Raw genomic sequence first — 13,832 nt, 5'->3', positions numbered from 1 at the left:
GCGGCGCCGACGGCGACGGCCACGCCGGCCCACGCCAGTGGGCCCAGCGGCGTGCACCCGAAGAAGTGGCTGACGACGGGCGTCTGGACAAGGGCGATGAGCACGGCAGCGGTGCCGAGGACGGTGGCCAGGACCAGTGGGCTGTGGCGGCGTCCGACGACGGTCTGGGTGAGCTGGGCGCCGACCACACCGCACAGGGCCATCGTGCTGGTACGCCGCGCCGAGCCCGGAGTGAGGCTGCCGATCAGCCATGCGATGGCTGCGCCGATTCCGGTGATCAGGCCACGATGGCGGATGCGGCGGTTCAGTGGCCGGCCGAGGACGGCGAGGCCCACGGGTGCGTCGTCGGCTTCGGCGGGCTCACCGGTGGGTTCCGTCTCGTGCGGGGTGACCGCGACCGCCATCGCCGGGAACATGTCGGTGAGCAGGTTGACCAGCAGCAGCTGACGCGTCGACAGTGGCGACGTACCGGACAGCAAGGTGCCCAGTACGGAGAAGCCGACCTCGCCGGCGTTCCCGCCGAGCAGAATGCTGATCGCGTCGGCCACGCTGCGCCACAGGGCACGGCCCTCGCCGATGGCGTCGATAAGGACCGACAGTTCGTCGTTGGTGATCACGAGGTCCGCGGCGTTGCGCGCGGCGGCCGATCCGCGCGCCGCGATGCCGACCCCGACATCGGCGGCGCGGATGGCGGCGGCGTCATTGGCGCCGTCCCCGACCATGCCCACGACGCGTCCCGCCTCCCGGAGCGCCTCGACCACCTGCAGCTTCTGCTCGGGTGCGACGCGAGCCACGACGCCGCAGTCCCGGAGCAGGCGCGCCCGCCCCGCCCGGTCGAGTGCGGCCAGTTCGTCACCGGTGACGACCGTGACATCCGAGGGCCAGCCCAGAGCGACCGCCACGGAACGGGCGGTCTGAGGGTGGTCGCCGGTGAGCATGACGGGTCGTACGCCGATCTCGCCGAGACCGGCCACGAGCGGGGCCGAACTGGCGCGAGGGGTGTCGGCCAGTGCCACGAACCCGATGAGCTCCAGCAGTTCGAGGGGCTTGTCCAGTGCCTCCGCCGCCTCGTCCGCCGCGAGGCGGCGCTGGGCGACGGCCAGCAGCCGCAGGCCCTGGGCGGCAAGGGCATGCGCCGTGTCGACGGCTGTCGGATCCGCATCGGGGCAGCAGGACAGCATGACTTCAGGCGCCCCCTTGACGACCAGCATGTCCTCGCCGTCGGCGTCCCTTCCGATGGCGGCCGCGTAGCCCCGGCTCGCCTCGAAGGGCCGGGCCCGCACGGAGGTCCACCCGGTCTCGCGCGGGGCGGCTGCCAGGACGGCCTCGTCGGTGGCATGGGCGTGGACGCCCGGCTGCTCGGCGACGAGAGGGCAGGCCCGGGCGGCGATGCGAAGGATCGGTTCCGCTTCGGGGCCGAACGGCGGGTGCTCGACCCCGGCGGCAGTGACCAGGCGGACGACCCGCAACCGGTTCTCGGTGAGGGTCCCGGTCTTGTCGAAGCACATGGTGTCCACGCGTCCCAGGGCCTCCAGGCTGCGCGGCGTGCGGACCAGGACACCCAGCCTGCTGAGCCGCCGCGCCGCGGCCATCTGCGCCACCGTCGCCACCAGGGGCATGCCTTCGGGGACGGCGGCCACCGCGACTGCCAGCCCGCCCTGGAGCGCGGTGCGCACCGGGCGGCCGCGCAGCAGGGACAGACCGGCCACCGCGGCGCCGCCGGCGAGGGTGAGGGGCAGGACCCGGCGGGTCAGCTTGTGCAGTCGTGCCTGGACCCCCGCCGACGTGGGGACCCGGGCGGCGAGGGACGCCGCGCGGCCGGCTTCGGTCTGGTCACCGGTGCCCACCACCACGGCGCGGGCGTGGCCGGCCACCACCGTGGTGCCCTCGAATGCCATGCAACTGCGGTCGGCGACGGACGCCTGTGGTACGGCGGCCACTTGTTTACGGGTGGGCAGCGACTCGCCGGTCAACGAGGACTCGTCGACCTCGAAGCCACTGACCTCCAGCAGGCGTGCGTCGGCCGGCACGACGTCATTGGTGCGCAGCTCGATCACCTCGCCGGGCGCCAGTCGTTCGGCCTCGACGAGGGACGCCTCATCCGCTGACACGTCGGGGAGGCGCCGGGCTGTCCGCTGTTGCCCGGTGACGAGTTCGGACAGTGCCTGCTCCGCGCGCAGCCGCTGGACTCCGCCGATGAAGGCGTTCCCCGCGACGGCGCCGATGACGAGGAATGCGTCCACTGCGGATCCCAGCAGTGCCGACGCGGTGGCACCGACCAGCAGGATGGGGGTGAACGGGTCGTCGAGTTCGGCCCCCACGGCGCCTGCCAGACGTGCGCCGACCCGCACCGGCGCGAGGGCCGGGTGAGCGGCTGCGGCGCCCACGACGCGGCCGGCCCGGGTCCGTACCACCGTCCATGCGGTGGGCTCGGCCCGCGGCGCCCTCGCCAGCCGGGCCATGACCTCCTTCGGATGCAGGGCGTGCCAAGGCACCCGCGGCCCGGGGTGCGGGGTCGTACGGGCGGCGACACCCAGCGCGGTGAACCAGCCCGACACCAGAGCCGCGGCGGTGGCGATGTTGACAGGGCTGATCCGCAGTTCGAGGGGGAAAGGGACCCGTTGCGTCCGGGCCCCGCGGGTGAGTACCAGGAGCTCGGCGAGCGTGGCGCCCGCCTCGGCGAGGAACTTGGCCCGTCGGGCGGCCGCCCGTGCAGCGGGCACGGCGGACAGCAACCGCCACGTGCCCTCCAGCCCGCGCAGCGGCAGAATGTCCGCGCCCCAGACGACAGCGCTGCGCTCGTCGGCGACGGCGACGGCGATGTCACTGCGGAGCAGCCCGCTGAGTACGTCGCGGGCGGCCGTGGTCAACGCCCGTTCCGCTGCCGCTCGGTCGTCCGGCACGCGCGCCACCGTGAGGACCGTCCGCCCGTCGCTCTGCAGGCCGGCCACCACCTCGGCCAACGGGATCCCGGCAGGTGCGAGTTGGTCGGCCAGGGTCCCGAACTCGCCGAGCGAGTGGTCGTCCAGCACAACCACGTGCAGGCCGGCCCGGCGCGCCGCGTCCAGCGCGGCCTCGGCCATCGGGTCGACCTCCCGGCCGACCAGGACGGTACCGACATCTTCGCCGCGCACCGACGCGATCATCAGTCCCGTTTCCGACCGTCCCGCGTCGGACGTCAACTCGTCGGGCACCGGTCGCAGGCCGAGTCCGGGCTCCCCGGACGGCACCGCCCCGTCCCCGGGCGCGCTCAGGGCTGCGGTGGACTCCCGCCACAGCCGACGGTGGTCCCAGCCGGCCATGCTGGGGTGGACTTCGAGCACGGCGCGCCGGGTGCCGCGCAGCGCTTCAGGATGCAGGACCACGGTGTCCACAAGTTCCAGTCGGCGCAGCCGCTCCGGGTTGCGGACCAGCACGTCCTCGCGCGCCAGGGCAGTGCCGAGCGCCGCGGTGAAGGCCGCCGGGCCGTAGCGCGCAGCCTTGGGCGAACCGGCCAGTACGGTCTCGGCCGCCTCATCGAGGTTGCGGGTGAACAGGAGCGTGGCGAGGGCCCCGCCCAGCATGCCGTTGACCGCGGCGTCGGCATACTCCTCGCCAGGGCACGAACGCAGCGGCGGGCGTACGACGTCGCCTCCGGCCACGGTCAGCCTGCCCGGAGCGCACAGCGTGTCGTGCAGGGCGTCGAACGTCGCGAGCTGGGCAACGGACTCCACCAACTGGGCGGTCCGCAATGCCGCGTCGAGCAGCAGCGGACTCGGCGACTGCCCGATCCCACAGACAGCCGCATGGGCCGCGGCGAGCACCAGGTCCGCCACGTCCGGGCCCAGCGCGTGGCTCAGCACCGTCCGTACCCGGGAGTCCTCACGCATCACGACGACCGCGGCCACGACGACCTCCGGCACGGGCTTCAGAAGGACCGCCCGTGCCGCGAGGGAGGTGGCGATGCCCGCCGCGTCGCACGCCACGGCGACAGCATTGGCACGTACGCCCCCGGCTGCACCCGGGTGCGCGTGTTCCAGCGTCTGGTCACCGACGTGCACCAGCCCGTGTCCGGCGGCAAGTTCGGACACCCAGTTCACCACGCACTCGCTGAGCGCATCCTCGGTGGTCTGCGTGACCAGCCGTCCCAGGCCGCCGTCCCAGTAGGCGAACAGCACCTCAGGGTGCTCGGCCAGCTCGACGGCCACTTTCTCGGCGGCGGCCTCGAGCCGCTCCGCGGTGGGTTCCTGCGAGTCCGGATGGTGCCGCAGTGCGAGGTGCATGCGGGAGCCGGCGCGCCAGTAACCGACGTGAGGGGTCACGGCGTTGCGAGCGACCCTGCCGACCCGCAGCGCGGTCGCCGACACCGCCGCCGCGCCGCTCACAGCGCCGCGCGCACCGGCGCTCACAAGCTCAGCGACCATTCGCGCCGTGTCGGTGGCCGGCGGGGTGATCCGGCGCGTGGCCTCGACGGGGGCAGCCAAGGCGTTCTGGAGGACCGCGGCGGGCAGCCCGGTCAGCAAGCGGAGCAGCATGTCTCACCTTCGCGGGCTTGCCCCACGGGTCGGGGGCGGAACGGTCGTCAGAGCGGGTGGAAGGCCGGCGTCAAGGCTTCTTCCCGCCGCCCGCCTCGGTGCGTGAGGTGCTCGTGGCGGCGCGCTTGGACGAGCGGGCCTTGGCCGTTCCCGAGGTGCTCGTCTTCTTGGGCGCGCGGGTTTTCGCCGTGCCGGAGGTGCTCGTCTTCTTGGGCGCGCGGGATTTCGCCGTCCCCGACGTGGCCTTGCCCGGGCGGGACTTCGCCTTCCCGGTGGCCGTCGACGCCTTGGCCGACCCGGCGGCCTGCTTTGCCTGCAATGCTTCGGCGCGGGCCTCGTCGGCCGTCTTGGCTGCCGCGACATCCTTGGGGCGCGGCTGCGTGAGCCACACCACGGCGGCGCCCGCCGCGACCACCGGCCACTCGACCACACCGGCCACGCCGAGCAGCCCGGCACCGGTGTACGCCGCGACGCGCCGTGCATGGGGTGAGACGACCCCGACGGAGTCCAGAACACCGTCGACGATCCCCTTGACCCTCTCGGCGCCAGGGACCTTCTCGATTGCCGTCGTCATCGTCTGCATGGGGTGCGCCAGCGTCTCCTGGACGGGATGCTGCACCTTCGTGCCCCCTCCATGCGCACGGGAACTGTCAGTCATGGTCGCTCTCCCTCCGTAGGGCAGGTGAGGCATGCGGCGCCGAGGGCGTGACGTTTCTCACCTTTCCGGCAACCTTGACCAGATCGGGCTACTTCGGCAAGTCTGGACATGTCCGTGTGCCGCCGTTCGGTGTAGTCGGCGGTGAAGTCCACTGCGGATCGCTGACCGACACCCCGCGCGTGTCCCGGGCCGTGAGGAGGTGACGGCATGAGCGCCCGGCTCAGAGCCTGTCGGGTGACCTCTGACCGAGTCGTCATCCCGAACGCCCACCGCAGTCATCAGGCCCAACCTCCTGTGGAGGCCGCTTCATGCGCATCGAACTCACCTGGCCGCGCCCCGACGCCGACGACCGGACCCTGACCCTCTCGCTCCCCGACCTGTCCGCCCTGCGGCACGCGAGCCGACTGACTCCTGCCGTCCTCCTGCGCGCCGTCGCATGCGCAGAGCCCGTAGTCGCCGCCACAGCCATCGCCGCCGGTGCCGGCCCGCTCACCCGGGCCGCACTGCCGTACGCCTTCCGGTTTGCCCGGCAGGCACTCGACATCGGCACACCCGCGGCCATCGCGAACCGGACAGCGCGGGCCCTGCCTCACGGATCGTCCTCGCCGACTCCTCGGCCGCCTGAGCCCTGAGCGACGTACCGACGTACCGGGCAACGGCCGTGGGGCCAGGTCGAGCTCCCCGGAGCGAGTGCCTCACCTGCACCCCCGACGACCGCTCGCTGCGGCGGCGCAGCGTGGATCTGGGCCGGCCCGCACGGGACCGGGCGGTGGAGAAGGGCGTCAGCATCTCGGAGCACGAGCGGGAGCTCGCCGGGGCTCAGCGGGAGCACTGGCAGCAGACATACGGCGCGCACCCCGGTATGTACGGCGAGGAGCCGTCCGAGCCGGCCGTCCACGCCTCCCGGGTGTTCCGGGTGGCCGGGGCACGCCAGGTGCTGGAGCTGGGGGCCGGGCACGGCCGCGACACCCTGTACTTCGCCCGTGAGGGCTTCACCGTCCAGGCCGGCCGACTTCAGTCCGGTCGGCCTGGAGCAGTCGCACCCGGCGGCCGGCGCCCAGGGCGTGGCCGAGCAGGTTGCCACCGCGGTGCACGACGTACGCGAGCCGCTGCCGCTGGCGGACGGCTCGGTGGACGGGCTCGGCGGACGCGGTGTTCGCGCACATGCTGCTGTGCATGGCCCTGTCCACGAAGGAGATCCACGCCCTGGTCGGCGAGGTGCGCCGGGTGCTGCGGCCGGGCGGCGTCTTCGTCCACGCCTTCCCCCATACCGGGGATGCCCACTACGGGGCCGGTACGGGCACGGCGATGACATGCTCCGTCTGCGGTCCCGCACCGCCGGCGCCGAGCCGGGCACGGTCGTGTACCTCATCGCCATCGACCCGGCCGCACCGCTCGACCTGCCGGCCTGGTGCCACATGGTCGGGCACGACCACCTCGGCACCGTGTCCGGCGCCGACCCGGCGGCGTACGCGCTCAGGCTCGCTGCGGACGCGCGCCCCACCCAGCCCGGCGCCCCCCGGCACCCGGCCGAGCCGGTCCGCTGACCGGCGCCGCGAGCGCCACGCCCCTCGCTGTCGTCCACGGACGGGGCACGACGGCCGTGGCCGCACTGCCCTCATACGCCCTCGCGAAGCGTGAGGCCGATCCCGATCGGTGGGGGCGCCTCACCGTTCTTGTTCCACCAACTCCTTGAAGTGCTCGAGGTCGTCCCGTACAAGCCGTTCGATCGCGGTCGCCTGGGCGAATCCCTTCGGCCCGCCGAACGCCTCCTTGACGGTGCCCGGGTCGTACTCGATCCGGGCCTGGACCCGGGTGTGCTCCCGGTCGATGGGCAGCAGTGAGAAGGTTCCCGCCAGGTCGGGACCGCTCGTGGTCTGCCACTCCAGCATGTGTTCCTTGCCGCGGTCGGTGATCTCGGCTTCGAACTCCTGAGCCCGGCCGCCCGCGTCGACGTCCAGGCGCGCCCGGTGCCCGTCCTCCGAACGAGCCTCGCGTACCCCTTCGACGAATCGCGGATAGGTCTCCACCTGGTGGAGGTGTTCCCAGGCCACAGCGATCGGAACAGCAACGTCGATCTGTTCTTCGAGAGTGCTCATCGGCCACCTCAAAACTCGGTTCACCGTTTATGCGGCCATGACTCCAGTGTCGCCCCCGGAGGATCGATGGGGGCCGGGAGCCGGTGTCCGCGGGCCGGTGCTGCCCGTCCTCGGCGTCCCGGGGCGCGGGCAGCCGGACCGCGGCGGCTTCAGGCGTGCCCGACTCCGAGTTCGCGGCCGCGGTAGAAGCCTTCCCGCTCCTCGACGATGTAAGGGGCCATGGCCTCACGCCGCTGCGTCTCCGCCGCGGAGGCCCGCCAGGAGTCGCATGCTTCCTTGGTGTCCCAGAACGACACCCCGGTGATCTCTTGCCCGTCCTCGGACCAGTACGCGTAGGCGCGTCGCAGCGCCTGCGGGTACTGGTCCGGGCGCCAGGCCCTCTCGAACTCCTCCAACGCGCCCGGCTTGATGCGGCGTGTCGTCACCCAGACAAAGTGCTCCACCATCGCGGCCTCCTCTGGAACGCCGGTTCGACTTGATGGCGCCTTCTCGAGCCATCGTAGGTTTGTGGCACGGCTTCCGCCCCTGCTGCGGGGGAGCGTGGTCGGTGCGCCGTTGCGGTATCTGACCGACCGGGCGGTGCAGAAGCGGCACGACACGGTCTGCCCCTGGGGCACCTTCACCGTGGATGTCGTGGGCTGCCTGATATCGGGCCTGCTCACCGGGGCCGTGGTGGCGGGGGCGTCGCCGTCGCGGGTGCAACTGTTGCTGGGCACCGGGCTGTGCGGGGCACTGACGACGTATTCGACGTTCTCGTACGAGACGCTGCGGCCGGCCGGGGACGGGGCGAGGTTCTTCGCCGTCGCCGATGTCGTCGCCGGTGTGGTGGCGGGTCTGGGCGCGGTATTCGTCGGTGTCACGATCGCTGAGGCGCTCCGGGCATGAGGATGGTGAGGGAATCGAAGACGATACGTCCGTCGGGCATGGGGCCGTGGCGGTTCGTGCTGTGGTTCGGCACGGTCAGCCTGCTCGCCGACTTCGTGTACGAGGGTGCCCGGTCGGTCACGGGACCGCTGCTGGCCTCGCTGGGGGCGTCCTCCCTGGTCGTGGGTGTGGTGACGGGCGCCGGTGAGGCGGCGGCGCTGGGGCTGCGGCTGGTCTCAGGGCCGTTGGCCGACCGCACCCGCAGGTTCTGGGGGCTGGCGATCGGCGGGTATGCGCTGACGGTCGTCTCGGTGCCGCTGCTGGGTGTGGCCGGTGTCCTGTGGGCGGCGTGCGTGCTGGTGATCGCCGAGCGGGTCGGCAAGGCGGTGCGCTCCCCGGCGAAGGACACCCTGCTGTCGCATGCCACGGCGGCGACGGGCCGCGGGCGGGGCTTCGCCGTGCACGAGGCCATGGACCAGGTCGGCGCCGTGGTCGGTCCTCTCCTCGTGGCGGGTGTGCTGGCGCTGACCGGGGGCGACTACGGGCCGGCGCTCGGCGTGCTCGCCGTGCCCGGTCTCGCGGTGCTGGGGCTCCTGTTCCGGCTGCGGGCCCGGGTACCGGACCCGGAAGCCTACGAACGCGCGGCGGCAGCCGCGGCCACGCCGGAGCAGGAGCCGGACAGCCGGGGCGGACCTCTGCCGAGGGCGTTCTGGACCTATGCCGCCTTCACGACCGCCACCACGACCGGCCTCGCCACCTTCGGCGTCCTCTCCTACCACCTGGTCGAACGGCACCTCCTGTCCGCCGCGTGGGTGCCGGTGCTGTACGCGGCGGCGATGGCCACGGATGCCGTCGCGGCGCTGGCCACCGGCTGGCTGTACGACCGTCACGGCGCCCGCGTCCTGATCGCCCTGCCCGTGTTGACCGCGGGCGTCGTGACGCTGGCGTTCACCGACACCGTCGCCATCGCGGTCGCCGGATCGCTGGTGTGGGGTGCGGCCATGGGCATCCAGGAGTCCACCCTGCGCGCCACGGTGGCGGACCTGGTGCCCAGCGGTCGGCGGGCGACCGCGTACGGGCTGTTCGCCGGAGTGGTCGGCGCGGCGAGCCTGGCCGGCGGCGCGCTGATCGGCGGCCTGTACGGCTACTCGATCCCCGTACTGATCACCGTGGTCGTCGCCGTTCAGGTTCTCGCTGTGCTGCTGCTGGCCGCCACGCGCACTCCACGGCGCTGACGCCGGGCCGGATCGCCGTGGGCCTGCTGCTGTTCGGCCTGCTCGCGACGGGGGACGGTCACCGCGTGACGACACGGCCCACTCGCCGGCGCGACGGCACCGGGGAGGCGTTGAGGCGAGCGCGTCGGCGCGGGACACTGGACGCGTACGGCGATGGGGCTCGCCGCCAACCGCACCTCGACGGTGCTGATGGCCTCTACGTGACGCAGGACCCCGGCAGCACGGAGGTGGTGCGGATGTCCAGGATCGCCATCGCGGTCGACGCGACCGTCGGCAGCACGGTCGGACGCGACGACGAGTCGGCCACGTTCGAGCCGGACGCGCCGCCGGCGGGCCACGGGGCCGGCGGCCGGCCGGTGGGTCACGGTCGGGTGCCGGACACGCTCGGCGACGACGGCCGCCCACTCGAAGCACTGGTGCTGATGCGTGAGCCGGCCGTGCCCGGGGCCGACATCCCTGCCCGGCCGGTCGGGGTGCTCCACCTCGCCGCACAGGGGCGCACGGTCGACGAGATGCTGTGTGTGGCAGAGGACGAGTGCTTCACCGGCATCGTCGACCTCGCCGATCTGCCGCGCCGGCACGCGGAACCGGGCGGGTGGGCGGCGGCTCTCGCCCGGATCGCCCCGGCGAGCGCCTACCGCATCGAGGGGTGCGGGCCGGCCCGGGAAGCCGACGAGCTGCTCGACAGGGCACGTCACGCCTGCCTTCAGCTCACCGGGTGCCTGGAGTGAACACCGCTCCGGGAGGTCCGGACAGGCCGGCGGCCGGGGCCGTGGCCATGCTGCGCGTCACGGACGGACGAACCCTCCGCCCGACCGGCATCCCGGCCGGGCACCGGCGGGGCATGCTGACCATGCGGATCCATCTGGCCCGCGCGGACACGACCGTGGACGCGACCGACATGCGAGCCCTGCTGGTCGGCGACGTCCTGGCGCGGGCCCTGGAGGCCAGAGGGGTGCAGGTCTTCCACACGCTCGCCGGACCGGCACTGCCCCGCGAGCCCGCCGTGCGCCTGCGGCACGCCATGGACGGCCTCGGGATCCATCCACCCACCGGTGAGAGCACGGGGACGGGGGACCGGGCGGATCTCCACGTGTCCGCCGCCGCCCTCCGGGCCACCACGACGGGGCTGTGGCTTCAGGTGGGACGGGTACGGCAGGACGCCCCGCCTCTCCAGCTCGTACGGGCGGAGAGCGCGGACGGTGTGGACCCGCTGGCGGTCCGCCTGACGCTCCTGGCCTTCCCCTACCGCCGGCCCATCGGCCTGACCTCCGACCTGGTCTCCGACGCCGGGCGCCGGCTCGCGGCGTGGCGCCGGCAAGTGGCGACCTGGGCGGACTCGCCGTCCAAGCCGGTCCCGCCCGACATCGTCACCCGGGCGGACGCCGCGCTCGCCGACGACCTGGGCACACCTGGGATGCTGGATCTGCTGCGCCACGTCGAAACCGCGGACACGATCGCGGACGGCGCCAAGTTCGAGACCTTCGCGCTCCTCGACCGGGTCCTCGGCCTGGAACTCACCCGGGAGATCGGCCGTGTGTAACGTCCCTCTCCCGGCGGCGTCATGACCGGGCCCCAGGCGGCCCGGCTGATCGTCCTCCGGCACGCCAAATCCGCCTGGCCCGACGGCGTCCCGGACCTGGACCGGCCGCTGTCCGGTCGTGGCCGCAGGGACGCGCCGGCCGCGGGACGCCGGTTGCGCGAGGCCGGCCGCGTACCGGACGCCGTCGTCTGTTCACCGGCCCTCCGCACGAGACAGACCTGGGACCTGGTCTCGCCCGAACTGGGTGCCACGCCCACGGTGGTCCACGACCCGAGGCTGTACGAGGCGAGCGCCGCCGAACTCCTTCACGTCGTACGCGAGATGGACGAGTCGTGCCGCACGCTTCTGCTGATCGGACACAGCCCCGGGGTTCAGGACCTGGTGGTGGCCCTCGCCGGAGAGGCGGCCGTTGACTGCCTCGCTCGCGCCCGGCGGAAGTTCCCGACCTCCGCGATCGCGGTGCTGACACTGCCCGGCACCTGGAAGCGACTGGCGCCCGGCAGCTGTGCGCTCGTCGATTTCGCCGTGCCTCGCGGCGGGAAGCGAGGAGGCGGGAAGCACGGGAGCAGTGCGTGACAGGTGCCCCCGCGGACAAGGGGGCGCAGCGAGGCGTAGCGGGGGCGGCACGCGGTCACGCCGGCGGGGCTTACCGCAGCGGGGCGGGTCAGCTGTCATTCACGCTGTCCGGTCGCCGCGTCCGCGGCGCGGGCGCGTGAGGCGTCGATCTCCGCGTACGTCTGTTCCCTGCCCTCCCAGTGAGAGCCTTCGACGGACTTGCCGGGTTCGAGGTCCTTGTAGACCTCGCGGTACGGCGATCGCGGCAAGCGTGAAGATCAGCGTGGTCTGGATGCTGCCGAGAAGGACGAAGGCGTATCGGTGCCAAACCGTGGAGCGGGTGACGAGAACCGAACTCGCGCTCTGAGCTTGGGAATCAACGGTGCCTGCGGTGGTCCAATATGCTCTGACCTGGTGAAACGCCGCTCTGAAGGTGCTCCTGGCGCGGTCTCTCGGTGCACCTGTTCACCGCTGTTGACCGCTCGGATGGGCACGGATGAGGCACGAGCGGCGGGGCGTTGTGCACGTCCACCCCGGTCGCACACCGAAGATCATTCCGATGAGGACGCGCCGAGGTGCATCTTCGCGAAGCCAGAGGCGCAGGTACGGGTCATCGATGCGAAAACGGTCTCATGGCCGGTCACTGCGTCGGGCCCGACACCGCTGCTCGGTGTCGGGCCCGACGGGTGGCCGGCGCGTGGGGTGGGGTGCCCGGTCGGCACCCCACCTCATGCGTCAGGCGTGGGAGCCGGCCCTGCGACGGCGTGCGAGGAACACCGCGCCCCCGCCGATCGCTACGGCCGCGCCGCTCGCGAGGGCAAGCTGCGACGTCGCGGAGGACGAGCCCGTGGCAGCGAGGCTGCCGCTCACCGGACGGGCCGACGCGCCGCTCTGCGCCTTGAGGTCCGAGGTGTTCGGCTCGGTCGTGCTGGGCTTGGCGTCGTCGACCTTGCCGGGCTTGCTGCCCGCGGCGGCGATCAGGAACTCGTAGCCCTCGAGGTCCGGGTTCCCGCCGCAGGTGCCGTTGTCGTTGAAGTAGTCACCGGCGACGAAGGTGACGCCGTTGCCTGCGGGGGCCGAGGCGTCGACCGTGAGGCGCATCTTGATGTCGGCGTGGGCGCCGGCCTTCAGCGGGCTGATGGCGTCCATGTAGTGCTCGTTGTCGACGGTCTTCCACTTCGAGGACGAGGCGGAGGACCACTGCAGGTGCACCAGGTCGTCGATGTTGTTGAGCCCGCTCCGGTCGGTCGCGTGGACGTAGGCGAACGGAAGCACCTCGTCCATCGTCTTGTCGGTGCCGTTGGTCACCCGGAGATTGAAGTTGACCTTCGTGCCGGCGACGACGGTGGACGGCAGACCCGTGACGACTGTGGTGAGCTCGGCCTCGGGGACGCAGGCCTCACCGTCCTCACCGTCCTCGCCGCCCTCCTCCTTCGCCTTGGCCAGCGCCTCGTCGGCGGCGTTCTTGTCAGCGAGCGCCGCCTTGGTGGCCTTCTGTGCCTGGTCCAGCTTCCGGGCCGCGGCGACCCGCTCGTCGTCCCGCGCGTCCAGGGCTTCCACGGCCTCGGCGTCGGCGGCGGCCTTGGCCTTGTCGGCGGCCTCGGCGTCGGCCTTCGCTTCGGTGAGCTTGGTCGCGGCGGCGGTCTTCTCCTCCTCGGTGGCCGTCTCCGGGAGGGCGTCGACCGCGGCCTGGGCGTCGAGGACCGCCTGGTCGGCGACGATCTTCGCGGTGGCGGCCTCCGCCGCCACGGCCTCGGCGGCCTTGGCGGCCACGGCCAGAGGACTGGTGTCGGACAGGACCGCGTTCAAAGCCGCCTTGGCGGCATTCTCGGCCTCTACGGCGTCGTCGTACGCTGCCTTCGCGGTGGCGGCGGCCTTTTCCAGCTCCGCGATGGACGGCTTGTGCTGTGTCTGCGCTGTCGGCTTGTCGTCGGCGAACGCGGGGGTGACCGACAGCAGGAGGGCAGGCGTGGTCACTGTGGCGGCAACAGCTGTGGCAAGAATCCGGCGAATCTTCACAAGAGCCCTTCGGTGTCCGAAAAAGAGAAGAAGGGGTCGCAGTGGAATGGGGCACGCAGATGCGACTCGAGGTGATCGTATGACCGGGGCAACGGTTGACCATCACGAGTTCTTCACCTGTTCCGGCCAATACCACAGCACCGTGGCCGACAGAAAAGACGAAAGGGTGCAGTTGTATTCACTGCCTGCGCTTTCGCTGTGATCAATGCCACAGGGCCCTGGGCGCGGTGTTCTGTGCTTCTTCGGCGCCGCCCGCCCCGCGAGCGCCTGCACCTCTGCCTACGCGTAGCCTCCCCGCTCACCGGCCGCCCCGCGCGTGGTCATGCCGACCGAGTAGGAAGGCCA

General features: G+C 72.5%; 13 protein-coding genes, 1 pseudogene and 1 riboswitch. Of the genes and pseudogenes, 7 read left to right on the top strand and 7 right to left on the bottom strand.

What is annotated here, in order from left to right:
- Both AB0I23_RS37725 and AB0I23_RS37720 read right to left on the bottom strand, forming a co-directional pair.
- A partial coding sequence (locus AB0I23_RS37725) for a cation-translocating P-type ATPase (protein ID WP_359116961.1) occupies nt 1-4,514 on the bottom strand: 4,514 nt, incomplete at its 3' end.
- A 70-nt stretch (nt 4,515-4,584) separates the two neighbouring features.
- Nucleotides 4,585-5,172 carry a hypothetical protein gene (locus tag AB0I23_RS37720; protein WP_359116958.1) on the bottom strand — a complete coding sequence of 196 codons (588 nt, stop codon included), beginning with the start codon at nt 5,170-5,172 and terminating at the stop codon, nt 4,585-4,587.
- 308 nt (nt 5,173-5,480) lie between these two features.
- Between AB0I23_RS37720 and AB0I23_RS37715 the strand changes: the two genes are divergently transcribed.
- Nucleotides 5,481-5,804, top strand: a complete 324-nt coding sequence (locus tag AB0I23_RS37715) for a hypothetical protein (RefSeq protein WP_359116955.1) — start codon at nt 5,481-5,483, stop codon at nt 5,802-5,804.
- 360 nt (nt 5,805-6,164) lie between these two features.
- Here AB0I23_RS37715 and AB0I23_RS37710 read toward each other — a convergent pair whose 3' ends face one another.
- On the bottom strand, nt 6,165-6,350 hold the full coding sequence (locus tag AB0I23_RS37710) for a hypothetical protein (protein ID WP_359116952.1): 186 nt from the start codon (nt 6,348-6,350) through the stop codon (nt 6,165-6,167).
- A 135-nt stretch (nt 6,351-6,485) separates the two neighbouring features.
- Between AB0I23_RS37710 and AB0I23_RS37705 the strand changes: the two genes are divergently transcribed.
- Nucleotides 6,486-6,719 (top strand): sulfurtransferase TusA family protein, encoded by a 234-nt coding sequence (locus AB0I23_RS37705; RefSeq protein ID WP_359116949.1) that lies wholly within the window; start codon nt 6,486-6,488, stop codon nt 6,717-6,719.
- A 120-nt stretch (nt 6,720-6,839) separates the two neighbouring features.
- Here the strand turns inward: AB0I23_RS37705 and AB0I23_RS37700 are convergent, their stop codons facing one another.
- Together AB0I23_RS37700 and AB0I23_RS37695 are read right to left on the bottom strand one after the other, a co-directional pair.
- Complete coding sequence (locus AB0I23_RS37700) at nt 6,840-7,271, bottom strand: SRPBCC family protein (RefSeq protein WP_359116946.1); 432 nt, start codon at nt 7,269-7,271, stop codon at nt 6,840-6,842.
- Between the two features lie 149 nt (nt 7,272-7,420).
- On the bottom strand, nt 7,421-7,717 hold the full coding sequence (locus AB0I23_RS37695; RefSeq protein WP_327245552.1) for a hypothetical protein: 297 nt from the start codon (nt 7,715-7,717) through the stop codon (nt 7,421-7,423).
- A gap of 61 nt (nt 7,718-7,778) precedes the next feature.
- Here AB0I23_RS37695 and AB0I23_RS37690 point away from each other — a divergent pair, with 61 nt between their 5' ends.
- The 5 genes from AB0I23_RS37690 (at nt 7,779) to AB0I23_RS37670 (ending at nt 11,489) form a co-directional block, all read left to right on the top strand.
- Complete coding sequence (locus AB0I23_RS37690; protein ID WP_359116943.1) at nt 7,779-8,156, top strand: fluoride efflux transporter FluC; 378 nt, start codon at nt 7,779-7,781, stop codon at nt 8,154-8,156.
- Between the two features lie 38 nt (nt 8,157-8,194).
- Nucleotides 8,195-9,370 (top strand): MFS transporter, encoded by a 1,176-nt coding sequence (locus AB0I23_RS37685; protein WP_359116940.1) that lies wholly within the window; start codon nt 8,195-8,197, stop codon nt 9,368-9,370.
- 140 nt (nt 9,371-9,510) lie between these two features.
- A riboswitch (Fluoride riboswitch) is annotated at nt 9,511-9,576 on the top strand.
- Nucleotides 9,577-9,606: 30 nt separating this feature from the next.
- The gene (locus AB0I23_RS37680; protein WP_359116938.1) at nt 9,607-10,101 is read left to right on the top strand and encodes an inorganic diphosphatase; all 495 of its coding nucleotides are present in this window, start codon (nt 9,607-9,609) and stop codon (nt 10,099-10,101) included.
- Nucleotides 10,098-10,913, top strand: a complete 816-nt coding sequence (locus tag AB0I23_RS37675) for a hypothetical protein (RefSeq protein WP_359116935.1) — start codon at nt 10,098-10,100, stop codon at nt 10,911-10,913. The genes AB0I23_RS37680 and AB0I23_RS37675 overlap by 4 nt, the downstream gene beginning before the upstream one ends.
- Nucleotides 10,914-10,934: 21 nt before the next feature.
- Entirely contained in the window at nt 10,935-11,489 is a 555-nt protein-coding gene (locus AB0I23_RS37670) for a SixA phosphatase family protein (protein ID WP_359116933.1), read from the top strand.
- Nucleotides 11,490-11,584: 95 nt separating this feature from the next.
- Here the strand turns inward: AB0I23_RS37670 and AB0I23_RS37665 are convergent.
- Nucleotides 11,585-11,719 (bottom strand): annotated as a pseudogene (locus AB0I23_RS37665) (inorganic diphosphatase); the annotation flags it as partial.
- 484 nt (nt 11,720-12,203) lie between these two features.
- Nucleotides 12,204-13,487, bottom strand: coding sequence for an LAETG motif-containing sortase-dependent surface protein (locus AB0I23_RS37660; RefSeq protein WP_359116930.1), 1,284 nt, complete (start codon nt 13,485-13,487; stop codon nt 12,204-12,206).
- Nucleotides 13,488-13,832: the final 345 nt, after the last annotated feature.

It is taken from the genome of Streptomyces atratus (assembly GCF_040655115.1).
GTDB lineage: Bacteria > Actinomycetota > Actinomycetes > Streptomycetales > Streptomycetaceae > Streptomyces > Streptomyces atratus_D.
Note: the sequence above shows the minus strand (reverse complement) of the source record. Positions and strands in the feature narration are given on the sequence as shown.

What these genes read in the sequence shown, in the direction of transcription:
- AB0I23_RS37715 (WP_359116955.1), top strand. Translation starts at nt 5,481, where the DNA reads ATGCGCATCGAACTCACCTGGCCGCGCCCCGACGCCGACGACCGGACC.
- AB0I23_RS37700 (WP_359116946.1), bottom strand. Translation starts at nt 7,271, where the DNA reads ATGAGCACTCTCGAAGAACAGATCGACGTTGCTGTTCCGATCGCTGTG.
- AB0I23_RS37670 (WP_359116933.1), top strand. Translation starts at nt 10,935, where the DNA reads ATGACCGGGCCCCAGGCGGCCCGGCTGATCGTCCTCCGGCACGCCAAA.
- AB0I23_RS37695 (WP_327245552.1), bottom strand. Translation starts at nt 7,717, where the DNA reads ATGGTGGAGCACTTTGTCTGGGTGACGACACGCCGCATCAAGCCGGGC.
- AB0I23_RS37720 (WP_359116958.1), bottom strand. Translation starts at nt 5,172, where the DNA reads ATGACTGACAGTTCCCGTGCGCATGGAGGGGGCACGAAGGTGCAGCAT.
- AB0I23_RS37680 (WP_359116938.1), top strand. Translation starts at nt 9,607, where the DNA reads ATGTCCAGGATCGCCATCGCGGTCGACGCGACCGTCGGCAGCACGGTC.
- AB0I23_RS37685 (WP_359116940.1), top strand. Translation starts at nt 8,195, where the DNA reads ATGGGGCCGTGGCGGTTCGTGCTGTGGTTCGGCACGGTCAGCCTGCTC.
- AB0I23_RS37705 (WP_359116949.1), top strand. Translation starts at nt 6,486, where the DNA reads ATGCTCCGTCTGCGGTCCCGCACCGCCGGCGCCGAGCCGGGCACGGTC.
- AB0I23_RS37710 (WP_359116952.1), bottom strand. Translation starts at nt 6,350, where the DNA reads ATGCACAGCAGCATGTGCGCGAACACCGCGTCCGCCGAGCCCGTCCAC.